A 21,809-nucleotide genomic window follows, 5' to 3' on the forward strand; every position below is an offset into this window, starting at 1 on the left:
ATATTCCTACGGAGTTTACCGATGTTTTTTGATGCAAAGTCAATCGATGAAATTGCCAGCAAACTGGCCAATACCATTCCACCGGGTCTGAATCATATTAAAGAAGATCTCGAAAAGAACTTTCACGCGGTGCTGCAGGGTGCTTTGAGCAAACTGGACCTGGTTACCCGCGAAGAATTTGAAGTGCAAAAGCTGGTGCTGGCGAAAACCCGCGCGAACCTCGAAGCCTTGGAAAAACGCGTCGCCGCGCTCGAACAGCAGGTGCTGTCCAAGGAAGAGTTGTAAGCGCGCAGGCCTCGCTCGATGGCTCTAGCGGTCGTTTATAGCCGCGGGCGCACCGGTATCGAAGCGCCGCTGGTGATGGTCGAGGTCGATGTCGCGAACGGCCTGCCGGCGCTGAATATCGTTGGGTTGCCAGAAGCGGCGGTCAAGGAAAGCAAGGACAGGGTGCGCGGCGCCATTCAGAATTCGCGCTTCGAATTTCCGGCGCAGCGCATCACGGTCAATTTGGCGCCGGCCGATTTGCCGAAGGAAGGCGGGCGCTTTGATCTTGCGATCGCACTCGGCATTCTGGCGGCTTCCGGTCAAATTCCGGGCGCCAAGCTGCTGGAGTTCGAATGCATCGGCGAGCTTTCTCTCGGCGGCGAGCTGCGGCCGGTCAACGGCGTGTTGCCGGTTGCGATTCAGGTGCGCAACAATGCACGCAAGCTGATCCTGCCCAGGGACAACACCGCCGAGGCGGCGCTGGTCAAGGGCATCGAAATCATTCCGGCCGTGCATTTGCTCGAGGTGTGCGCGCATCTGGCCGGGCAGAAATCGATCGCGGCCGAGTTTGAGTGCAGCGCGCCCGAGCGGCCTAGCGATGATCTCGATTTTGCCGATGTGCACGGCCAGTATCACGTCAAACGCGCTTTCGAAATCGCCGCGGCCGGAGCGCACAATCTTCTGATGCTCGGCCCGCCCGGCACCGGCAAATCGATGCTGGCCTCGCGCCTCCCGACCATATTGCCGCTGCTGACCGAACAGCAGGCGCAGGAAACCGCCGCGATCGCCTCGGTCAGCGATCACGGACTCGATGTCGCGAACTGGCTGAGGCCGCCTTACCGTGCGCCGCATCATACCGCCTCGGCTGCGGCGTTGGTCGGTGGCGGATGTCATTTTTCATAATAAGTGCGACATTTTCAAAATAGATGCGACAAATATACCAACTTTTCCCCATCTAATTTAATGCTGTCCACTAAAATCGCCACCAGTTTCGGCACAAATTTATCCACCGATTCCAAATAAGATTACGTTAGTAGTGAATGTCAGCTTTTGATGAGACCAAATTGGTGCTATCGACCCAAGACAGTCGCTCTTCTACAAAACCGACATTGAACGTGAAACTTCAGCGAAAGGGAAAAAGCATAGCTTTTTGACGAGCCGCTGCAAGTACTTGTTGGGCACCATCACAGCATCAACCTTGCATGCTCAATCTATGCATAACCTGATGCCACCCAGTCTGAGCACTTGCCCCAGCCTCTTCGAATACCGCTTGTAGCTGCCTCATCTGTGTACCGGTTAGCTGGGCCTCTAATTTTTCCCCAGTCGAGGTCAATAACAATTGCCGCACCCGCCGGTCATGCTCGGCGGTGCTCATCGCTATCAGTTTCATTTCGATCAACTGACGCAAGGGCGCATTCAGCGCCTGCTTACTAATATTTAGCATGGTCAGCAGGGCATTGACCGAAATCTGCGGATTTCGACCGACGAAATAGAGAATGCGGTGGTGAATCCGACCTAGGCCGCGCTGATCGAGAATGCGGTCGGGCTGTACAGTGAAAGCACGGTAGCCGAAGTAAAACTGCTCGATGGCTAGGCGCAATGAGGCTTCGTCCGGCTTAGACGAGAGTGTGTCAGCAGCTGTAGCATTATCATTGGGTGGGGTCTCGACAGAGGATATTTGGTCAACCATATTGACATTATATACGTTTAGCTATTAGTATGGCTATAGGTCAACTTTATTGACGTTTGTAAATAGGTCGCCATGAATTCTACGTTACCGCACCACAGCACTCATTTTTCTTCTCGTACCCACGATCTGCATCCGTCACCGATCCGGGAAATCCTGTCCGTCGTCAATCGTCCGGGTATGATCTCCTTTGCAGGCGGCCTACCGGCGGTCGATAGTTTCCCTCAATTCAGCCTGGACGCCATGCCGCAGTACATCCTGCAATACGGTCCCAGTGAAGGCGAATGGGAACTCCGGCAGCGGATTGCCGAAGAACTGCACGAGCGAGGGTTTCAGTGCACAGCTGAGCAGGTGTTGATTCTTTCTGGTTCGCAGCAAGGCATCGATCTTGTCGCCAAACTGTTCATCGATCCCGGCACTGTAGTAGCGGTGGAGTCGCCAACCTATCTGGCGGCATTGCAGGTGTTCAGCTATTTCGGTGCCCGCTTCGTTGCTTACGATGCGGAGGCGCTAGATGTGCAAGCATTGCTGCGCGAAAAGCCATCTTTTGCCTATGCCATTCCAACTTTTCAGAATCCAAGCGGTCGTTGTCTTGATGCAAGTCAACGCAATGCCCTAGCTGACGCATGCGATACCGCTCGTCTTCCTTTGTTTGAGGACGACCCTTACTGCGACTTGGTGTATGACCAATGCGAACGAACTCCGGTGTGTGCCCTGCTTCAGCAGGCACCGTGGATTTACCAAGGATCGTTTTCGAAGAGTCTGGCACCAGGATTGCGCCTCGGCTACCTTGTTGCATCTCCGGATTTGTTGCCTTTCCTGACACGCCTCAAGCAGGCGGCAGATTTGCACAGTAACCGCGTCAGCCAGTGGCTGGTATTGCAACAATTGAACGATTCGGAATACAGCAAGCGTTTGGAGGAACTCGCCGAAAACTATCGGCAACGTCGAAATTCTTTCGAAGGAGCGCTATGTCGCCATTTTGGCGACATAGCCAGTTGGCAGACTCCGCCCGGTGGTCTGTTCTTCTGGATTACTCTCAATCGGTGCATTGACACTCGTCTACTCTTGCCCAAGGCTATTGAAGCAGGTGTAGCCTTCATGCCCGGTGAACCATTCTTGCCTATGCAAGTGACTAGCTGCGGGCAACTGCGTCTCAACTTCAGTCACGCAAGCGAGGAGCAGGCTGATTCAGGTTTAAGAAAGCTGGCAGCGTTGGTGTACAGTTTCACTTGAATAGTCTGGCAGTAAGCCTGGAAGAGGCTTTGTCCGCTTTGGAGACCACTACTGAATGACCGTTGACCCTTTTCGGTCTTTCAAGCACTATTCCTTGAGTTCTGCTCGCTGTCAATAAGCGGACTCACGATATCCCCCGTCGAATTTGCACTTTTCGAGTGGACCCAACTGCGTCTCATGATATCCGGATCTGTTTATCACCCCGTTTTAGGATGATAGGCCGTTAGCGAACCTGGCTAACGTCAAAGATTTGTTGTAAAATTGCCTAAAAGCGGGAAGATAAACCGAAACCACTTAATTTTTTATTAGGCCGGTTAAGTGCTGTCCATTCTGCAATATCCATACAATAAGGAAGACTTATGACTAATGAACAATCCCTGACCAAGTGGCTAGAAGAAAATACGGCCCTCTCATGGACAAGATCTGGTGGAGATGAACCGCCAGTAAAACTAGACAGGTTATATATCAATCGTAGTGAAGGTTATGAAGTTAGAGACTTTATCCTGAAGTACTACAAACATTGCAACTTGAAGCACAGTCCTAGCAACTACGAAAAATCGCTTAATAAAATAATGGCTTATAAAAAAGGGGAAAAAATTAAAACGCAAGACCTTTTAGATTGTTTAGAAGGTCTGCTTAGTAACTCTAAATAGCGCATGCCTATCAAGTGCGTCAGCCGTAAGCGGAGCCGCTTCGTTCTGCCGCTTTCGGATGCCGGTTACGCACAGCGCTAGGCTTCTTCCATGGAAATCGACATCACTTTCTCATGTCAGTGTGGCGCTTTCGTCGATGAAACGATCACATGTGATGGCCCTGATGTCGATCCCGAGAATGATCCAGCTAGCCTTCGTGACTACTGGGAAACCATCAGTTGCGAAGGTTGCGGGAAGGATTACGATACTCACATCGTTTGCACGCTTTCCGATACCAACATTTTCGTGCCAAATGTTGTCGATCTTAACTTCGATGTTCACAAGCTCTTCGAGCAAGAGGACGTGGTATCGGAAATCGAGAGTACCCGGCAACTGGATGTCTACCGCAAAGTATCCACGGACGTTATTTCGCTGTTGCGGCATCCGCATCCCGCAGAGGTCCAGGCAACTTTGAACAACATGCTTTTCGCCCAAGTAGTAACTGCTACGGAAGCCTATCTTTCGAGCAGCTTCATTTCGACGGTCGTTAATGATGACGCACTTATTCGACGCCTTGTCGAAACCGACCCTGAGTTGGCGAAGAGGCAATTCTCATTGAGGGAGATATTCACCCAATGGGAAGATCTGAAGCGCCTAGTTGCACGCTATCTCAGGGATTTGATCTTCCACGACCTCAAGAAGGTCAAGCCAATGTATCTATTCGTCTTGGATATCGACTTCGGTGATGTCGCTTGGCTTTTCAAGGCCATTATTGTCCGCCACGATTGTGTTCACCGCAACGGGTTTGACAAGGATGGGAATCAGCAAAAAATAGAAAGCGGGGCCATCATCGAGCTTGTAAAACAGTGCACCCACCTTGTTGCAGAAATTGAGGAACAACTCATTGCACGCCGAGAAACCTAATTTTCGTTCGAGGCGGCCTGTGCGGCTTTTCGCGCGGGCGCCTCAACTCCACGTTGAACGAGCAGTTTGTGACCCATATTAGCCGTTCGAAAATGTGATATGAATGGCAGAAGGTGGTCGACAGCACTCGATGGTGATTGAACTGGTGCTATTGGCCGATGGCTGCCGATGTATATAGCTAAAATCCGGTAACTGCTTTGGAATAGAAATAGCGTAATAGTTAAGTTATTGATATTTATGGGTGCCTTGAAAATCTGGAGTCCATAAACTGTCGAAGTTCACAGAGTGCCGAAAACCGTCTGTCGTCAACTTTTATTGCATCCCATCGGAATCAGCCACGAAGCCGAGGGTTTGTCATGCTTAACATAGTCTGCGGTCGGTATTTTCTCCCTGATTACGCGTTCCAATTCCTCAATGCTGACGAGATAACGGTCCAGGTTCTTTCGTGTCGCCTCTGACGTATTCGGCACGATCCAGGCGATTGCCCGCTCATCTTGGCCGGTGCCGCGGATAATTACTTTCCAGAAAGCGTCAGGGGTTTCCAAGCCATGACTTTGTAGAAAGAAGTCATCGGCCGGATTATTGCCCCACACTACGCCACCGATGACCAGAAGCTCATCAATGTCTCGGTAGCACTCGACTATCTCTTCCGTTTCCAGCCAGGCGCCGCGATTCATTTGCGAAGTTTGCGGCAGAATATTGGTCATAAAATTTGACTGCTTAATCGCCACTTCGGAGGCATCCAGATGATTGGCCGGCACCTGATGTCCACGGTCATAGCCATGCCCATAGGCTTTCGCTGAGATTTGCTGGCATTCTGCTGGTACCTTGGTATCCAGCATGAATTTATCGTAACGTTTCGAGTTGCCCTCATCATGCTGGGCCGTATAACGAAACTTGACCGGTCCCCTTTTTGCGCAATCCACCCAAACCGTGAAACCTTCATAGTCGAGTTGGATGAGATCGCCTTGCCGATTGGCCTTTTCAGTTCCTGTCGTTAGAGGGACTATCGACTGTTTGTCCTCCTCACTTAACAGAACGGATGGCGTTGAGCGCTTCGTGGTACTAGCTTTTTCTGCTGCTCGATGGCAATGATATTCACCCGTTTTGCGGTTATTATGACAGCCTTCCACATTCAGCCTGCCAGGATGAGCAACCGAATAATGACTTAGACCAAGCCCGATAAGGATCAAGAAAATGCGCTGAAGTGATGTAAGTTTTTTCATGGGCTTTGTCGTAAGTAAGAAGGAAAACACCATTATAGATTCAAAAAGCATTGAGCTCTGTTGGAAGCTAGCTTTCTACCCATCAATAAAAGTATGCCTGGGAGCCATCTTAAGTTAACTGAAACGGAAGAATCAGTATAATAGCTAGCTTATCACGACGGCTTTGTTGCATAGATCGGTAACTCATTGAATTTAATTGGCTTCTTTAAAGTAAAAATTTGTAATTTTCCAATAAAAACAAATTGATAGGCTTTATTTGTGCAGCAAAGTCTATCACGACCTGAAGCAGACGATTAACTAAAGTTATAGCCTTTAGAAGTACCTTCTTTTGAAGAGGAACGAACTGGCTGGTTTATAAAATCTTAGGCGGCGGCTTTGAGCAGTAATCTGCAATAAACATGATTTTCTTTCATTCAGTTTACACTACTGCGAAATTCCAGCTCCACTGTAATAATACTTCCATGTCAGTCATCAACAAACAACCGATTGTCATTACTGACCTGCCAAATAATGACAAACGCCTCACAGTAATGTGGTACTGCGGTTTGAAGAGAAACAATTTGGCTCCTTCAGAACCAACAGTAGTGGTTTGTTTTAAACATTTTTCTAGTTTAATAACTAAACTCGAATTTCACGAAGTTGGGATTACTCATATTGGTCAACTCAGAATTGGAACCGTCTGGAAAAACCAACAATTAATCGAGGAAAATAACTACGAAGAACATTTATTCGAGGTGGATGGCAACGATAACGGTTGGCAGATTGCTAATACTTGGAGTTCTGTCAGCAAGGACGATAATACTTGGTTAATACCAAATCTAACATACGGTCTTGGTGATAAAGAGAATTGTGCATCTGCAAAGGTTGTAAAATTTTCTGTTGCTGGTAATCCAAATGGGCTTATCATTCCTTGTATGGAAGTATTTTCCAGGATGTATGGCCGTTCGCAACACCTTAAAAAAACTTTGATCAACTATCCATTAGAGCAGGCAATGGAAAAACTGATCTACAAGGATGTCCAACCACAAATCCCCAATACTTGGCTATTAACCGTAACACGAGATTGCTTAAACGATGACGCGGTTTACTTGGCGCATCTCAAGCATGATCCAATCACTTACGCTAGAACCAATCGAATATGGCATTCGCTTCAGAAATCCTATACTGACTCGGACCGAAAACTTGCATTTCCTGTAATCCCACCTTGTTTTTCAGGAAAGTTACAGCTTAAAGTGAAAGGGCTCTGGTTAGATAAAAAGAAAACAAGGTTCCTAGGTCTGCAAATCTTAGGTTGTAGTGATCCTCTAGGTCCAGACATCTATTTGGACCGTGAAAATACCAATCTGTCGGAAATCAAGAAAAAAGAGGGCGGAACAGCCTATCTTTACAAGCGAACTAGATTCTTAACGGATGAAATAAAGCTTACCAGTAGAGATGAGCCAGGCCGAAATCAAGAGACAATCCAGATATTTAACGAGCCGATTGAAATTATTGGTGACCCAAGAGAGATAAATCGCGTTATTCGTTCTGAAAAGGAAACAGGTGAAATACGTATCTTGAGAAACGAGACGGATATTAGTCATTATTCTGGTGGTGACGAATATGGATCGAAACTTCATATTCAATCCGCGTCATTGGAAACACCGCAAAAGATTGTTCCAACAATGTTTATAAACATATGGAATAGCTTGCGGAAAATGGCTGCCGACGGAAAGATCATGTCTGCCTATAGTATAGACGCGGCTGGAAATATAATCGGATCAGATGAAATGCCAGGCTTGATTAGTCTTCCAACGCAAGGCATTCCCGATAAAGTAAAACTAAGTAAAGAGATTATCAATTGGTTATATATGGGGCCATATAGTGACGTCCCACGTAAACTGTTGATCGCACATCTCAGAACAACCAACGGCAATTGCTATCTTTTGGAAATAGAAAGACGTATTGGTCGAGCATCAGAAGAGACAGATAGCTTCAAGGGGCTTGTTGTTCGTTCTGACCACAACCGTGACTTCATCAATCAACTTGATCAATTATTGATTAAAATCGTGAAATCCAAAGGAGTATTTGACAAGTGTATTAATGGTCATTCTGGTTTTGCCACATTTAATCACGTATCTGATGAAGATGGAGGGATGGAGAGAGCTATTTCAAATGGATTAAAGAAGGTAGGGCTGAAATGACTATCCACTTTTTTAAAGCCAAATTGCTCAAATCCAGAAACGGATGGTTTTCGGAAAGTTCCTACAACGTCAACCATTCAGGTTCTTTTGAGTCCGTGAGACTTAGGCTCAGGGCATTGGCTGGATAAGGAATCCCTATGTTTACGCTCTTGTACTGGGCTTAAATTCGAATTAAGAGCATGGGCGCCAGTTCATAGGCCACCTTAAACTATTGAGAAAGACACGACTCCCCCTCCATAGCAGGCCCCTATGGTCTTGTGGTTCATGTGCTCGGCAAATTGGCCGCCTCTATGTTTTACTGGAACTTCTTGCGCGTTAGCGCTTATTCTATAAGATTTCATGAATCAGCCAGATGTTCCTATTGGGATAGGCTCTTAATGTCTTTGCCGAACGCATGTGGCGATCGATGAAATGCGAGTGTGTTTAGTTTATCTACACGCTTATGATTCGGTTGCGCAGGCGAGAGCCTCGATCATGCAATAATTGGTACAATCGATCTAGGCCACATTAAAGCCTGGATTGAAAAACACCCTTGTATCAGGATTATATGGGCATGTTGCCACAGGTTAAAATGGCAGTGCATATTCCACCTCAAATCAGCCACCCATTTCGATTGAAAACCGCCACCTATTCCTATGCGATACAGACCATCGATTCCGATATGATTACGCCAGTATTGAATGACGGCTTTTGGACGAGATGAATTGTCGCAATCGACCCCTTTGAGACATTCGGGTATGGATTTAAGCTTCCCGATACCGGTCATAGGTAAAGTAATTAGCACTACCGACTCAAATTGACCAGCCAAAATAGATGAGCTGATACCGGAGAAAAAACCTTCTTTTAGTAGTTGTAGTGTTGATTTTGCCCTTTGCTGCCATAGCGCAGAATACGCTATGCTCAGGAAAATAGGCGACGTTTCACACAAAATATTTTTACAGGCCGCTACATGTACGGTATCATTTTAGCAACGCGGTGGACATGTTTTGAGCAACCGCAATTAGTGGGAGTACTGAGCTATGTCTGTTGAAAAAAAGCCAAATAACTCATTAGGATTTTTGCCGCAAGACGTTATATTCGAGTCATTTACTTATCCATTCTTTGATTTGAACTACTCTGCGAATCATCGATTGGTTGCACAAGCGTTCTTGGAGACGCCGCCAGTCAGTTCTGTGACGGGGAGAAAGGGCTTATATGTTCATATACCTTTCTGCGACACAATTTGTTCTTTTTGTCCATTCGTTAAGTCAGTCGGCAATGATGAACGTATCTCAGCCTATTTAAATGCATTGACTGCAGAAGCATCGGCAATATCGCAAACCGCCTTAGTAAAGAGCTGGAATTTTAATTCAATTTATTTTGGGGGAGGCACCCCATCGGTTCTATCTCCACAGCAGGCAGTTAGCCTGATCAGACACCTTCGTGAAATTTTTTCGATTTCCCAAACACCGGAGATAACTTTCGAAGTAGAAGCCAAGTCAGCATCTACAGAGCTCTTGTACGCACTTAGCGACGCTGGTGTAAGTCGAATCAGTTTTGGAGTACAAACACTCTCCCAGAAATTAAGAGATCAAGTGAACTTAACAGCTTCGCTCGAGCAGATAGAATCGGTAATTGCTACCGGCAAAAAATTGTTTAGCGAGGTGAATATAGACATGATTGCCGGATTCCCAGGCCAATCAATAGAAGATGCAATAGAAGATGCAAAGAATGCATGTACCCTTGGAGTCTCAAGTATAGCAATATATCCATTCGACTATGTCGTTGCTCAACCAAAATTCTTAGATAGAATTAGATTTGGTGAGATCCCACCGGCTCCTGCCGGACCAGAACGATGGGAATTGTTTCACTCGGCAAAGTCAGAAATAAAAAAATCGTATCGGCAGTTCAGCATGTACTCCTTTGGGGAGGAAAATACTCCGGGATGTGAGTATATGTTTCAGACAGTTTATGGCGGGTACGACGATGAATGTATAGGGCTTGGCGTTGGGGCTTATTCGATGATTAAAGGACTGGCTTATCACAATATCCAGTCTGAGCGGGATTATATTGCCGCCATAAACAGCCAGCGACTACCAATCGAGCGGTGTAGTCCAGGACACGCTTATGAGAAAGAGTTTGTTTACTTTCCAAAGCGACTAACTGCTAAATTATCAGAAGCTGAGCGCCTTGGTATTCAGGAAAGTATATTGCCAAAGGTTGAAGCTTTGCAAATCGAAGGTCTTATCCTAGTGAATGGCGATCAAATTTCCCTCACTCCGGCCGGTGAGATGCAATATGCTCAAATCATGGTTGGGTTTCTTCCAGATCATCATCGAAGACTATATCAACGAGCCTGCGATAGACTTTGTTCTGATCTTGGTTGGGGATTCGAAGGTGCTTCAAACTCGGAAGCAGCAAAAATAAGAGGCTTTGCTGCTAAGAACGCCTTGCGGCGCACATAGTGTCAATGATATTCAGCCAATTCAATGCTAATTTAGTGCTATGTATTTTTATACATGAACTATTTCTTTAAAGACCCAGAAAATATAGAGCCATCTAATCGTGATCATATTGACTGCACGATGGGTGAGGTAGTCCTTCCATCTGGCAGTATGTCATTCGCATATGAATTGGAGATTACAGAGCGGTTGGTTAAGTATAGTTCTCCATGGGGCGACCAAGAGCTTCGACAGATGTTTTTAACTCATGTGGGTGCTTGTGAACTCACCGAGAGCAACGTATTTGTAACTATGGGAGGGAAAGAGGCTCTTTGGTTTGCATTTCAACTGTTCGTAAAGCCGGGCGATACGGTTCTCCTTCCAATTCCTTATTGGCCACCATATATGCACTGGGTCAATTTGCTTGGAGGTAAAGCCATCTTTTATGAGGTAAAGGGCCCAAACCACACGTCGCAGCTGTTAGATTCAATTTGCAACAAACAACCAGATGTAGTTGTTCTTAATTCCCCACATAATCCGACTGGAATCTCCATAGAAAAGTCGGTAACAGTTGAGTTAGTCAATCTTATTGAAAATTCAGCAACTAGAATAATTGTCGATCAGGTGTATGCAGGGATCGATAGCCAGGATTATTTTCTGACAAGTTTGCTATTGATGATGTCAGATTGGCAGCGAGTTTGTGTCGTGGACTCAGTATCTAAGAGGTTTGCCGCAGCGGGATTGCGAGTTGGTTTTCTTATTTCGTCCCAAGAGAATATATCAAAAGCACTCAAATTCCGGGCATTATCTTCTTCGTGCTTACCACCGATAACACAGTGTCTTGCTAAACACTTGTTAGGGAATCAATCTGGACTAGAGCGGCTACATCAGGTTCGCGACTTCGTAGGTGAGTCTAGACATTCTTTAGTCGATGCTCTTATCAATGCCGGAGCTGAAGTTATTAGTTCCGGGACGCTCTACGTATGGCTGCGAGGAACGATGCATTCGATAAAACTTAGAGAAAATATTCTTATTGGGGAACCTGGAGATCGATATGGATTACCTGGACATTTCCGTCTTTGTGCCACGGGAAACCCCAGATTGCAAACGGTTCTCCATGCTCATCGCTCTTCAAGCGAATCATAATTTTTGGTTAAAGTCACACAATGTATGATTCCGTCGAAAATAAGAATTTTGTCAAGAGTCATTCCCTAATAGATGTAACGCTTCGTGATGGTGGCTTTTGTTGCGACTTTAATTGGTCGTTTAATGAGATGACAACTATTGTGTCAGCAACCAGTTGTGCTCCGGTTGAGTTTGTGGAAATTGGATATGTAGGAGGACTGCCTGAGTTACACAGTGTGGCAAAACCTGGATCTGCGGCCAACCTTACTAATGCGTCTATTAAAGCACTCCGGCATTATTTATTAGATGCAAGAATATGTGTCATGGTTCACCCAGGAGCCTTATGCGGTCATGTGAATTTTGAAGACTTAAAAACCTCTGGAGTTGACCTCGTTCGATTTGTCTACCATAAATCTTGGCGGGAAAAACTGACTCTGCTTAATCAAGCGGCGAAAGATGCAGGATTGAAGACATCTGTAAATATTGCATTATTAAGCCATATTTCACTAGGCGACTTACTCAGAGTAGTGGAGAGTCTTAACAATCGCGTGGATGCAATACCAGATATTATTTGCTTGGCTGATACATGTGGGGCAATGTTCCCTGATAGGGTTTCTACGGTAGTGCGAACATGTGTTAATGCAACATCTTCTATGGTTGGTTTTCATGCTCACGATTACCTCTCGTTAGCATTAGCCAACAGCTTATCGGCAGTTGATGCTGGGGCCCAAATTATTGATGTATCACTACTTGGGATCGGCCGTGGGGCTGGTAATTTGCGCCTTGAGCTCTGGGAAGCCGCTACACGACTCCATTTCATGAAAAGTTTGCAACTTCGAAGGTTAGCGCGAGCACACCAAGTCATCACAAATCGTATTGGTGCGAAACAAGTTCCAGATTTGATTTCGATCTTGTGTGGATCATTAAATTTAAAACCGCCGGAAGAAGAGTTGCTTAGGTCAAAATGTGATACAAAAAATCAAGCTGTTTTTTGCCAAGTGTTCATTGATTTGCTCCAAGAGTGCACCGATTTGAATGTTGCGCTTCATAAAATTTGAAATTCTTACGACTATGAATCAGTTTGCTAACTACCCACTTACGAATCGTGCACGGCATTTGCTGAAATCCCAACTCGGTAATGTGTTTGAATATAATCAATGCGAAGACGAAATTATTGATTTACGAACGTTTGACAGCGCATTTTTTCGATCATTGAGTTCGCTTCCTACGCTTTCATTATCTGCGTTTGGCGAGTATTCTGGTGTTCAGGGCATACCTGCTTTACTATCCCATATCTCCCAGATGATTGGGGTGGCAAATAATGGAATACAAATCACTTCAGGGGCAAGCGAGGGGCTGCATCTTGTAATGCAAGTGCTTGTTGAGCTGGGAACAGTGGTTGCCTTGCCATACCCGACGTTTCCTGCATATTGGCGTTTAGTAGAGTTCTGTGGGGGGACCTGTGTTAACTATCACGACGTAGACGACTTGTTGGCGTTGTTTACTCAGACGGAGGGTGCGCCAAATTTGGTTGTTGTGGGTTGGCCGGAAAATCCAACTGGAAGGGTCATCGATTTGAAGAAAATTGAGGAGATATTATCTAAATCGAATCGTCACAGTACAGTTCTGATTCTGGATTTAACCTATCCCCTTACTGACTTAATGGATAGTAATACACGGGAAGTGTTAAGTCGGTTAGAGGATCGACTGGTTATGGTTGGGAGTATTGGAAAATTGCTCTTTTTGCCAGGCCTTAGGCTAGGATTTGTAGCCACAAATCTATCGAACATTTTCAGAGCAATTTGTGAGTTAAAGCGTCATTCTAGTTTTGAGCCTTGCTACTTAAGCCAAAATTTGGCTTTACAACTATGGTCAGATAAAGATTACATGGCAAGTATAACAAAGCGAATGGAGTTATTGATGCACAGACATTCCTTGTTTAGAAACGCAATTTCAGAGGTGGGAGTTTGTTGTAAAGTGATTCCCAACGCTAGAGGATTTTATGAATTTGTGGAAGACAGCTCTATACTTGTTAACCTTGGTTTGATTGGCGTACCCGGCAACATTTTTTCTGATCAACGAGAGGCAATGCGTTATTGCCTTGCCGTTGGAGAAAATCGATGGGAAAATACTTTAAATAGATTGACCAATCATAAAATAATATAGACATCAGAGGCCTATAAAATGCTGCATCACTTCGCGATTACTGTTTCGGATTTGCCAACTTCGATGGCATTCTATCGTTTAGTTCTAGAGGGAGTAGGTTATGCTCTTTCTCATTACGATGAAAAGCGAATTGCAGTTTGGCTCGGTCCAAACCCTGAAATATTGATTTATCAGGCACGTACTGATCAGTTAGATCGAAAGCACGTAACTTATGATCCTGGCATTCATCACATTGCCTTTCAGGTTGATGAACGTGAAGTTATAGATAAATTGTGGAAAGACCTTAAACTTAATGGCTATCATATTCTGGATGATCCACGCGAGTATCCAGAATATGCAGAAAATTACTACGCAGTATTTTTTGAGGATCCAGACGGCATTAAGTTGGAGTTAATGTGTTTGTCGAGTTAATTTTTATTGGGTTAGTGATGAATTAATAAATTAAGGGGGAGTTATGCCAGCAAAACCAACAACTAGAGGATTTACTGCTAAACGAGCAAATCCGAATTCTGGAGTTTTTTCACTTCGGCTACCTATAGATAGTAGTTATTCTACATTCAATGAGTTGATGTCTAACCCAAGTAGTGGGTATCAACCATTAGTCGAGACCACATGGAGTATGGTACAAAGTCAAGGTTGGGCTGCGGCCACTGACTCTGCGTTAGGCTTTGAAAACACCTCACCGGAGTCTAACATTTTGCTTTCTTTTGCTGATAGCCTGCAGTCAGCAGCAGCAAAAGCAAAGGGATCTTTTTTGCCCGAACTGGACTTTAATCATCAAGCGATTGATTTATGTTGGAATAAAGAGCGCCTGTATGCCAAGCTCAAAGCTGTCGGCTTAATGCCCATTCCATATGGCATTGTGGACTTGTCTGGAATGAGTTCCGAAGATCTGTTGGATGACCTATCGAATGATGTCTGTCAATATATTGTCAAACCTGTCATCGGTAGTGGTTCCAGAGTTGTGCGTATCGAGACATCAAAAGAGGAGCTTCGAGTAGCTATTCGTAGGGTTATAACCGAACCTCACACTCAACGTTTCATGGTAATGCAATATGTGAGTGAAAAATTCGATGGTTACGTTGAATTTAGCTTGGATGGGGTTTTCTTAAATGGACAAGTTGCTCATTGCTCAGTTCTTGGTAAAGAGAAAATTGATGAGGTGCCGGAATTCCGAGATAGGGCGATGGTTACTTTGCAAGATAAAGAAGGGGTCTTTCGACTATTGGCAAAGCAAGCATTGGAAGCTATCGGTGTCGTAAATGTGGTTTTTCATTTAGAGGCTAGAGCGACGAAGGATGGCGTGGTACTAATTGATGCCGCGTTGAGGCCAGGAGGTGGATTTATACCTGATGCCGTGAAATTGGCTACCGGTCTTGATATCCGGTTAGCATATGCATACATTTGTGCCGGGCAAATTGATGATGTATCTCGTTTAATTTCAAGCGCTAAGCCGTTAGTCAATGCAAGCGCTATTGGAGCATTCTATTGGGGCAGGAGCGCACCAGTTAGCACAGGTGATATAAAAAAGACAATTGATGTTATCGAAAGTGAGCCGTATGTTGCGGGCTTCAATTTAGATTCAAATCTTATTTTTGGCGCTGGTCCTCTTACATCCGAGGCGGCGCTCTCATTGTGTGTCGGTGCAAACTCAGAGGATTTGGCTTTAGGTACTATGGTGTCGCTAGCCAATCAACTCGGCTTTGTCTGAGCACACATGATCCAAAAAAAGTGAATTTACTTTTCTTAATTTGGATTAAACTTGATCAAGCTTACGGGCTTGTATTGAAAGAATCAAAGGTAATTTTAACACTTTTACTTAGGGAGGCGGCCATGGTTAGTTGGGTAGCAATAGGGGCATAAAATAATGTAGACCAACCCAGTTCACTTGATGCTGGGTTGGTTTTCAAAACCCACAGAAAATGCTAAGGATGATCTTTAGATACATACCAATCTATAACCCTGTTTCTTATGTAGCGACTATATTACCAATCATGACTCATGCTGTGGAATCCTTGGCCTTCATTACTTTGACCTAAAAATAATCGAATCCATACGAGCCAGTTTTGGAGATACTATAGGTATAGTCATCATAGTGCTGGCGATGGCCATAAGCAGCAGTGCGGTAAATGTTTCGCTAGTAATAATGCCATTATCCAGCAGCACATTTACAAAGATGATCATGATCAGTGCCTTGGTTTGAAGTAACCAGCCAATAAGCGATCCTTCGCCAGGCTCCCAATTGAGAATTCTCCCTGCGATATGAGTACCTAACAATTTTCCCGAGATAGAGGCAGCAAGTAATACGCCTGCAGCCATAGATACTGTTGCTCCACCCAACGCCCAGTTGGTTCGCAGACCAGTACTCAAGAAGAACACAGGCATCATGACTAATAAAACGTGGAACCGCAGAAAATCCATTTGCTTCTGGTCGAACCAATCTCCATCCATGATAGCTCCTGCAAGGAAGGCTCCGACCATAAAGTGCAGCCCCGAATAATCGGCACCAAAGCCACAACCAGCCAGCCAGATCAACCCCACATACCATCGGTCCCTTTCTGGGAGCCTTACCATAAGCTTCCGAAAAATGTAACCAATAACTGTATATCCAAGTAGAAATCCGACCTGTCTACCAACCCGCTCCCAATCCATCAAAATCAGTGCGAGGATGCCCCAAATGACCACATCATCCAAACTAGCGTAACGTAGGATACGCTGGCCTATAGGTAATCGCAGGATTTCCAGTTTTTCCATAAACAGGATCAGAATTGGAAGTGCAGTGACTGCACAGGCCATACCAACTCCCATAATAAATTGCCATGACATAGCATTTTGACCAATCCAACCATCGAACATTAATAATCCTGTTGCAGCAATGCTGCCGAATACCAACGGCGTTCCTAGAGCCAGTCCTGCGGTAACAATGCTTTCCCTGCGATGTTGCCATGCTTTGCGTAAATCCAGTTCAATACCAGCAATCCAAACAAATAACATGACCGCCCACCAAGCAATACCATTTAACAACTGGATCACAGATGGAGTAAAAACAAATCCGTAATAGTTTGGAAAAACCGTCCCTAAAACACCTGGGCCAAGCAAAATACCAGTAATAATCTGTACCACCACTAGAGGAGCATAGTACTCTGTCTTTCCTATTCTCCAGATCAGATATGGGATGGTGAAAATAAGAGTCATTGCGATCAGAAATATTTCGGTGATGATCATTTTACATGTTAACCATAAATAGAGTGCTTTTATAACTAGACAAAATCTCCAATACCGCAGAGCATATCCCAAGCGCGGCGTGGCTTTCAGAGGCTACAATACTCACAAACATTAAACAAAACGAACAACCAAGCCCGAGCTACCTAATCTTTAAAGCTGTTGTAGTGCGTTGCACGGCATTCATTGAGCAATTTGGCGACTGCCGCCTGACTCTCGCCCTTGATGAGAATTCGCAGGTGTTTATGTTTAATGTCTGAAAATGACGGTTTGCGCCCCAGCTTTACGCCGAGTTTCTTCGCTGCCTTTAAACCGGCTTGTGTGTGCTCCACGATCAAAACGCGCTCGAATTCCGCCAACGCCCCAAGTATGTGCCCCAACAATCGCCCCGTCACGCTTTCGGTGCCTATATGGCTTCGGTCTGCGACAGAAAGCGCCCCTGCCCTTGTAGTTCGGCCAACACCATGACAACTAAGTTGTGATAGTGATAGCCCCAGCCGGTCGAGCTTCCAGACGACGAGCGTATCCATTGCCCGTAAGAATTGAAGGCAGCGAGTTAGTTCTGGTCGCGTGCTTGATGCGCCGGTAGCTGTGTCCATAAAGATAAAGTCCCAGCCCGCCTTTTTCAGGGCGGCAATCTGTAAATCCGCTTTTTGGTCGTCGGTCTAAACCCGCGCATAGCCATATTTCATGGTCTTATTATTAGACAAAATTGTTAGCCTTACAAGTCATCGTTTTCATGGTTTCTTGTCAGGTCTAAAAAACTTCGTTTTTTAAACACACTGGAAGTCATAAAAAGCGTTGCCCACCTAACATTTTACCGTCTGCTGGCACATTGCCGAACTTCATTCTGCCATATTCGTCGCCATAAAGCGGCCAGTCGCGACCGGCAGGTTTTGGCCGATAGCGCCAGATTGTAAGGTAACGACTCCTATAGACACTAACCGGGGGGCGTACGATCACCCATTGAGTGGGCAGTGAGTTCCTCCGTGTAAATTATTACCCAGAAAGAAGACGTTATCTTCCGAGACAAAAAGAAGGAGAGTTAAAAACGCCAGAAATTTAGCTTATTGTCTACCTATCGATAACCAGCGATGATAGTTGTAAATTACTTTTTTCCTGGCTAAATTTATCCATATCAACGTAGACAGCACCCTAGCAGGCCCAATCGCTTCCAAGGCCAAAAGGTGTTCAAAAATCTTAGTCGCGATGACTTAACTTAATTAAACAAAGGGGTTCACTATGGCACATACGTTGTTTTTTCGTAGGGTAGTTCTTGCCTTGCAGGCAGCCCGACGAGAACATTTGAAAGAACAAAATTTACCTGAACCCGTTCCTCATACCGTGACTGACTGGAGTCGACGCCGATTCCTGAAAACCAGTGCCGTTGCCGGGCTTGCCGGGGTCATTGGCCAGAACTTAGCCTTTCCTGTCCGGGCTGATCCGTCGAAATCCGCCCTACGCGTGGCCATTATTGGGGCGGGAATCGCTGGGTTAAATGCCGCTTATCAGCTCAAACAAGCCGGAGTTTCCGCGACGGTTTATGAAGCCAGATCCCGTGTGGGAGGCCGAATGCTTTCGACTCGCCTTGATGACGGGTTGGTCATCGACCTCGGCGCGGAACTGATCAATACGGATCACACCGATATGCTGGCTTTGGTGAAGGAGTTCAATATCGGTTTGTTCAACAAACTCAAAGATGCCGCTCTCTCACCCTATCCTAAAGAAGCCTATTGGTTCGATGGAGTCAGCTACAGCGAAGCACAATTGGTGGACGATTTACGTCCTATTGCGGCACAGATTAGCGACGATTCCAGACGGCTCTATCTGGATTGGGAGGCTAATGCGCCACTGTTTGATCAATGGTCAGTCAGCGATTATCTAAATCAGCATGCGGATAAATTCGCAGCAGCACCTTATATCCGCGCCCTGCTGGAAAGTGCCATCCGAACCGAGTACGGCGCAGAACCCAATGAATCGTCAGCTCTCCAGCTCTTGTTCATACTCCCCGAGGTGAATGGTCAATCCGTTGAGCTACTCAGTTACAGTGACGAGGCATACTCTGTGAGGGGTGGGTCAGCGCAAATCACTGATGCGGTAGCCAATGCATTACCTGGGCAAATTCATATGAATAAAGCCTTGCTGGCGGTTGAAAGTCAAGGCGCTGAGTATCGACTGAAATTTGTCGATAAAACCGAGGAAATTGCAGATATCGTGATTATCACGCTGCCTTTTCCGGCGCTACGCCACGTCATTCTCAATGTTCCGCTACCAGAACTATTCCGTGACTTTATCAAGGAGGCCGGCTTGGGCGCCAACGAAAAAGTGATCGCCAGTTTTACCGAGCGTTTCTGGCATCAGTCCAATGGCTTTAGTTTGGCGGCATGGAGCGATCTGGGATTTGCCGAAGTCTGGGACGAAACCCAACGGCAACCTGAACGTGACGATGGAGCGCTCAACTTTTTCCTTGGTGGGAATCAGGCGAGACAATTAAACAAGATCAACAATATCAAACCGCTAGGTGAACTATTTGTCGCCCAGTTGGACGGCTTTATTCCAGGAGCGATTGATGCCGCAACCGGGACTTTTATTAAAAGTAGTTGGGGTCAAAACCGTTATACCTCAGGTGGCTACGCCAACTTCACACCGGGGCAGTTAACTAAATTTGCCGAGTATTTCTGGATCGAAGCCGGTAAACCATTCCGGCAACAAGTCGGTTTTGGCAATTTGATTTTTGCCGGGGAGCATCTCAGCGATGCTTACTATGGTTTTATGGAAGGAGGGGCTCAAACTGGGAGATTGGCTGCCACTCTCGCTCTGGAAAAAATGACCCTGCTTCGTTGAATACGGCAATTGAGATCGCCGGCTTTTGGGTCGGATGTCATTAGACAGCGAACAGGCAAAAACGACCCTTTTCGGTCTTTCACGGCTTACTCATTGAACGTCTGTTCAATATCAATGTGCGGCCCCTTGTTCAGGAGGGGTATTTTTCTTTAGCAGTAGAGGTTGATATCAATAATAAAATACCGTAGCATTCATGTTAACAGATTGTCAGAGTGGCATTATACACCGATAATCGTAAATTAATATACACCTAAATAGGTATCTACTTAACGTTATGCGTCTTGACCTCGTCTCCCTTCTGCCAGCTGGCAAGCACGACACTGCGAAAGCCGAGGCCCTTGTCGCTTTGGGTTACCCGGCAGTCGAGCCAATCCTTCCGTCGCTTCTTGAGTGGGTCCAAGATCTCAATTGGCCTGTGGCAAGAGTGCTATGTCCGTTTCTGGCATCTATCGGCACTCCGCTTGCACCACCTATCCGCCGCATCCTTCAAACAAACGATGACACCTGGAAATATTCGCTTCTTGCCGGCATAGTGGCCGAGTCCGCCCCTCTAGCCGGCGAGCTAAGTCCAGAACTCCAGAGACTTGTGTCGTTTCCAACTGCCGGCGAACGTGAAGAAGAGTTGAATATTCATGCCTACGAAATCATCATGCGCTATGGCAGCAAAGACGCATAACGAATAAGGTTATCAGCTTGAGGGCTATATCGATGCCTTTCTGCTTGAACCTGAGTCAATTCCGTTGGTTCGGTACAAACGTTCCCGCTCGCCGTGGTGGAAGTTCTGGTGACGAGGGCCGGCCCATCCTTCCACCGGACCTGTCGCGGCAAGCCGCGCCAGAGCAGTGAATTCAAACATTAGCTGCTTATGAACCTTTCGATTCTGTTTTTTGCGCTGTTCCTCACGTGCCAAACCGTAGCCGCATCGCCACTGTATGTCTCGATTGAACTGCCGGAAGAGAGCTGCCTCCTCGTCTTAACTGAAGACGGAGCTGTCCATTTGGCGCCACTGGATACGGGACACGAAGAGGCAGATAAAGATCAGGTGGGGTTCGCAAATCCGAAAATCTCAGAAGATAAGACGATGGCCGGTTGGTTATCGCTTTATCCGAGCTGTTGCACGTCATACCCTATTCCGCTAGAGGTCGTACTGCAACAGAACGGCAAGGTGATCGCCAAGTTCAGAGGCAACGGTCTGCCAATTTGGCAGTGGGGCTTTAGAGGCGCCTCTAGCCAGATCGCCCTTAGGCAAAGCCCAACGCATGGCTCTACGCCTGACCACTATGAGCTTCGGGACATTAAGACGGGAAAACTGCTCTCTGAGTTCGATCCCGTGGAACAAGGGTCATTACAGGGTGCTCCAGAGTGGGCACTTGGGCTCGAATGAACTACGCAGCTAACAGCCACTTTGAGCCCGACGGCTTACCCTTTCGTTGCGCTCCAGGGCAATCCGCAGCTCAAGTGGAACGTTAGAGGTAAGAAATGGGACAAAAACTGCCTCCGGCTCAAATGGACTTGTACCGCCGAATCGACGAGATTCTCTGGCGCGAGTGGGACCCAATAGGAGTCTCGGAAATCACTGAGGCTAGAGACGAATACTACGGGTATCTTCCAATCGTCTTTCGCCTTGTGCTTGAAGGAAAGGAAGAGGAAGTTATCGCGCAGTGCCTGCTATCGTTTGAAAAAGAACGCATGGGGTTAGCTGGGAATGCTGAAAATGCAAAGCGCGTAGCTGGCCTCGTGCTTCGAGAAAAAGTGAACCTGGGAGTTTAATACCGTGCACAATGACCCAACCCATAACCAGTCGCGCCATTCGACATCCAAAACGCTAACGCGCTTTTGGCATCGACTGAGCTTGTCGTTACGACAGGCTGCTTTAGGAG

Annotated in this window: 19 protein-coding genes and 1 pseudogene; 16 read left to right on the forward strand and 4 right to left on the reverse strand. The window is 46.2% G+C overall.

The features are described 5' to 3' along the window. The first annotated feature begins 21 nt into the window (after nucleotides 1-21). On the forward strand, nucleotides 22-285 hold the full coding sequence (locus ACEPPP_RS14955) for an accessory factor UbiK family protein (RefSeq protein ID WP_024300020.1): 264 nt from the start codon (nucleotides 22-24) through the stop codon (nucleotides 283-285). Nucleotides 286-303: 18 nt separating this feature from the next. Then, nucleotides 304-1,152: pseudogene (locus tag ACEPPP_RS14960) on the forward strand (YifB family Mg chelatase-like AAA ATPase); the annotation flags it as partial. A 304-nt stretch (nucleotides 1,153-1,456) separates the two neighbouring features. Here ACEPPP_RS14960 and ACEPPP_RS14965 read toward each other — a convergent pair. Then, on the reverse strand, nucleotides 1,457-1,864 hold the full coding sequence (locus tag ACEPPP_RS14965) for a MarR family winged helix-turn-helix transcriptional regulator (RefSeq protein ID WP_374087994.1): 408 nt from the start codon (nucleotides 1,862-1,864) through the stop codon (nucleotides 1,457-1,459). Between the two features lie 162 nt (nucleotides 1,865-2,026). Here ACEPPP_RS14965 and ACEPPP_RS14970 point away from each other — a divergent pair, with 162 nt between their 5' ends. The 3 genes from ACEPPP_RS14970 to ACEPPP_RS14980 all read left to right on the forward strand — a co-directional run bounded on the left by ACEPPP_RS14970 (nucleotide 2,027) and on the right by ACEPPP_RS14980 (nucleotide 4,743). Beyond that, nucleotides 2,027-3,187 (forward strand): PLP-dependent aminotransferase family protein, encoded by a 1,161-nt coding sequence (locus ACEPPP_RS14970; RefSeq protein ID WP_374087995.1) that lies wholly within the window; start codon nucleotides 2,027-2,029, stop codon nucleotides 3,185-3,187. A 359-nt stretch (nucleotides 3,188-3,546) separates the two neighbouring features. Further along, nucleotides 3,547-3,840: a hypothetical protein gene (locus tag ACEPPP_RS14975; RefSeq protein ID WP_374087996.1), complete on the forward strand. Its 294-nt coding sequence runs from the start codon at nucleotides 3,547-3,549 to the stop codon at nucleotides 3,838-3,840. Between the two features lie 90 nt (nucleotides 3,841-3,930). Further along, nucleotides 3,931-4,743, forward strand: a complete 813-nt coding sequence (locus tag ACEPPP_RS14980) for a hypothetical protein (protein WP_374087998.1) — start codon at nucleotides 3,931-3,933, stop codon at nucleotides 4,741-4,743. A gap of 305 nt (nucleotides 4,744-5,048) precedes the next feature. Here ACEPPP_RS14980 and ACEPPP_RS14985 read toward each other — a convergent pair whose 3' ends face one another. Beyond that, nucleotides 5,049-5,969 (reverse strand): DNA/RNA non-specific endonuclease, encoded by a 921-nt coding sequence (locus tag ACEPPP_RS14985; RefSeq protein WP_374087999.1) that lies wholly within the window; start codon nucleotides 5,967-5,969, stop codon nucleotides 5,049-5,051. A 461-nt stretch (nucleotides 5,970-6,430) separates the two neighbouring features. Here ACEPPP_RS14985 and ACEPPP_RS14990 point away from each other — a divergent pair, with 461 nt between their 5' ends. The 7 genes from ACEPPP_RS14990 (at nucleotide 6,431) to ACEPPP_RS15020 (ending at nucleotide 15,574) form a co-directional block, all read left to right on the forward strand. Beyond that, complete coding sequence (locus ACEPPP_RS14990) at nucleotides 6,431-8,152, forward strand: hypothetical protein (protein WP_374088001.1); 1,722 nt, start codon at nucleotides 6,431-6,433, stop codon at nucleotides 8,150-8,152. Nucleotides 8,153-9,171: 1,019 nt separating this feature from the next. Beyond that, complete coding sequence (locus ACEPPP_RS14995; protein WP_374088003.1) at nucleotides 9,172-10,596, forward strand: coproporphyrinogen-III oxidase family protein; 1,425 nt, start codon at nucleotides 9,172-9,174, stop codon at nucleotides 10,594-10,596. Between the two features lie 54 nt (nucleotides 10,597-10,650). Next, complete coding sequence (locus tag ACEPPP_RS15000; protein ID WP_374088005.1) at nucleotides 10,651-11,718, forward strand: pyridoxal phosphate-dependent aminotransferase; 1,068 nt, start codon at nucleotides 10,651-10,653, stop codon at nucleotides 11,716-11,718. 20 nt (nucleotides 11,719-11,738) lie between these two features. Continuing rightward, nucleotides 11,739-12,755: a hypothetical protein gene (locus ACEPPP_RS15005; RefSeq protein ID WP_374088007.1), complete on the forward strand. Its 1,017-nt coding sequence runs from the start codon at nucleotides 11,739-11,741 to the stop codon at nucleotides 12,753-12,755. Next, nucleotides 12,733-13,863 carry a pyridoxal phosphate-dependent aminotransferase gene (locus tag ACEPPP_RS15010; protein ID WP_374088008.1) on the forward strand — a complete coding sequence of 377 codons (1,131 nt, stop codon included), beginning with the start codon at nucleotides 12,733-12,735 and terminating at the stop codon, nucleotides 13,861-13,863. Before ACEPPP_RS15005 ends, ACEPPP_RS15010 begins: the two co-directional genes overlap by 23 nt. 18 nt (nucleotides 13,864-13,881) lie before the next feature. Continuing rightward, nucleotides 13,882-14,274, forward strand: coding sequence for a VOC family protein (locus ACEPPP_RS15015; RefSeq protein ID WP_374088010.1), 393 nt, complete (start codon nucleotides 13,882-13,884; stop codon nucleotides 14,272-14,274). Nucleotides 14,275-14,317: 43 nt separating this feature from the next. Further along, on the forward strand, nucleotides 14,318-15,574 hold the full coding sequence (locus tag ACEPPP_RS15020) for an acetyl-CoA carboxylase biotin carboxylase subunit family protein (protein WP_374088012.1): 1,257 nt from the start codon (nucleotides 14,318-14,320) through the stop codon (nucleotides 15,572-15,574). A 314-nt stretch (nucleotides 15,575-15,888) separates the two neighbouring features. On the opposite strand, the gene ACEPPP_RS15025 is transcribed toward ACEPPP_RS15020, so the two are convergent. Then, a complete protein-coding gene (locus ACEPPP_RS15025) occupies nucleotides 15,889-17,088 on the reverse strand; it encodes a cation:proton antiporter (protein ID WP_374088014.1) in 1,200 nt (399 codons plus the stop codon). Between the two features lie 143 nt (nucleotides 17,089-17,231). After that, on the reverse strand, nucleotides 17,232-17,723 hold the full coding sequence (locus ACEPPP_RS15030; RefSeq protein WP_374090935.1) for a recombinase family protein: 492 nt from the start codon (nucleotides 17,721-17,723) through the stop codon (nucleotides 17,232-17,234). 604 nt (nucleotides 17,724-18,327) lie between these two features. Between ACEPPP_RS15030 and ACEPPP_RS15035 the strand changes: the two genes are divergently transcribed. From ACEPPP_RS15035 to ACEPPP_RS15050, 4 genes are all read left to right on the forward strand, one after another. Beyond that, the gene (locus ACEPPP_RS15035; RefSeq protein ID WP_374088016.1) at nucleotides 18,328-19,929 is read left to right on the forward strand and encodes an FAD-dependent oxidoreductase; all 1,602 of its coding nucleotides are present in this window, start codon (nucleotides 18,328-18,330) and stop codon (nucleotides 19,927-19,929) included. Between the two features lie 274 nt (nucleotides 19,930-20,203). Further along, nucleotides 20,204-20,605 carry a DUF5071 domain-containing protein gene (locus ACEPPP_RS15040; RefSeq protein ID WP_374088018.1) on the forward strand — a complete coding sequence of 134 codons (402 nt, stop codon included), beginning with the start codon at nucleotides 20,204-20,206 and terminating at the stop codon, nucleotides 20,603-20,605. Nucleotides 20,606-20,794: 189 nt separating this feature from the next. Beyond that, the gene (locus ACEPPP_RS15045; protein WP_374088020.1) at nucleotides 20,795-21,313 is read left to right on the forward strand and encodes a hypothetical protein; all 519 of its coding nucleotides are present in this window, start codon (nucleotides 20,795-20,797) and stop codon (nucleotides 21,311-21,313) included. Nucleotides 21,314-21,408: 95 nt separating this feature from the next. Next, complete coding sequence (locus ACEPPP_RS15050) at nucleotides 21,409-21,699, forward strand: hypothetical protein (protein WP_374088021.1); 291 nt, start codon at nucleotides 21,409-21,411, stop codon at nucleotides 21,697-21,699. The last annotated feature ends 110 nt before the right edge of the window (nucleotides 21,700-21,809 follow it).

It is taken from the genome of Methylomicrobium lacus, assembly GCF_041897535.1.
Taxonomy (GTDB): domain Bacteria; phylum Pseudomonadota; class Gammaproteobacteria; order Methylococcales; family Methylomonadaceae; genus Methylomicrobium; species Methylomicrobium lacus_A.

Excerpts from the sequence above, each read along its gene's own strand:
- ACEPPP_RS15050 (WP_374088021.1), top strand. The coding sequence starts at position 21,409 with ATGGGACAAAAACTGCCTCCGGCTCAAATGGACTTGTACCGCCGAATC.
- ACEPPP_RS14995 (WP_374088003.1), top strand. The coding sequence starts at position 9,172 with ATGTCTGTTGAAAAAAAGCCAAATAACTCATTAGGATTTTTGCCGCAA.
- ACEPPP_RS15025 (WP_374088014.1), bottom strand. The coding sequence starts at position 17,088 with ATGATCATCACCGAAATATTTCTGATCGCAATGACTCTTATTTTCACC.
- ACEPPP_RS15045 (WP_374088020.1), top strand. The coding sequence starts at position 20,795 with ATGAACCTTTCGATTCTGTTTTTTGCGCTGTTCCTCACGTGCCAAACC.
- ACEPPP_RS15020 (WP_374088012.1), top strand. The coding sequence starts at position 14,318 with ATGCCAGCAAAACCAACAACTAGAGGATTTACTGCTAAACGAGCAAAT.
- ACEPPP_RS14980 (WP_374087998.1), top strand. The coding sequence starts at position 3,931 with ATGGAAATCGACATCACTTTCTCATGTCAGTGTGGCGCTTTCGTCGAT.
- ACEPPP_RS15015 (WP_374088010.1), top strand. The coding sequence starts at position 13,882 with ATGCTGCATCACTTCGCGATTACTGTTTCGGATTTGCCAACTTCGATG.
- ACEPPP_RS14990 (WP_374088001.1), top strand. The coding sequence starts at position 6,431 with ATGTCAGTCATCAACAAACAACCGATTGTCATTACTGACCTGCCAAAT.
- ACEPPP_RS15000 (WP_374088005.1), top strand. The coding sequence starts at position 10,651 with ATGAACTATTTCTTTAAAGACCCAGAAAATATAGAGCCATCTAATCGT.
- ACEPPP_RS14975 (WP_374087996.1), top strand. The coding sequence starts at position 3,547 with ATGACTAATGAACAATCCCTGACCAAGTGGCTAGAAGAAAATACGGCC.
- ACEPPP_RS14955 (WP_024300020.1), top strand. The coding sequence starts at position 22 with ATGTTTTTTGATGCAAAGTCAATCGATGAAATTGCCAGCAAACTGGCC.
- ACEPPP_RS15040 (WP_374088018.1), top strand. The coding sequence starts at position 20,204 with ATGCGTCTTGACCTCGTCTCCCTTCTGCCAGCTGGCAAGCACGACACT.
- ACEPPP_RS14985 (WP_374087999.1), bottom strand. The coding sequence starts at position 5,969 with ATGAAAAAACTTACATCACTTCAGCGCATTTTCTTGATCCTTATCGGG.
- ACEPPP_RS15010 (WP_374088008.1), top strand. The coding sequence starts at position 12,733 with ATGTTGCGCTTCATAAAATTTGAAATTCTTACGACTATGAATCAGTTT.
- ACEPPP_RS15005 (WP_374088007.1), top strand. The coding sequence starts at position 11,739 with ATGTATGATTCCGTCGAAAATAAGAATTTTGTCAAGAGTCATTCCCTA.
- ACEPPP_RS14970 (WP_374087995.1), top strand. The coding sequence starts at position 2,027 with ATGAATTCTACGTTACCGCACCACAGCACTCATTTTTCTTCTCGTACC.
- ACEPPP_RS15035 (WP_374088016.1), top strand. The coding sequence starts at position 18,328 with ATGGCACATACGTTGTTTTTTCGTAGGGTAGTTCTTGCCTTGCAGGCA.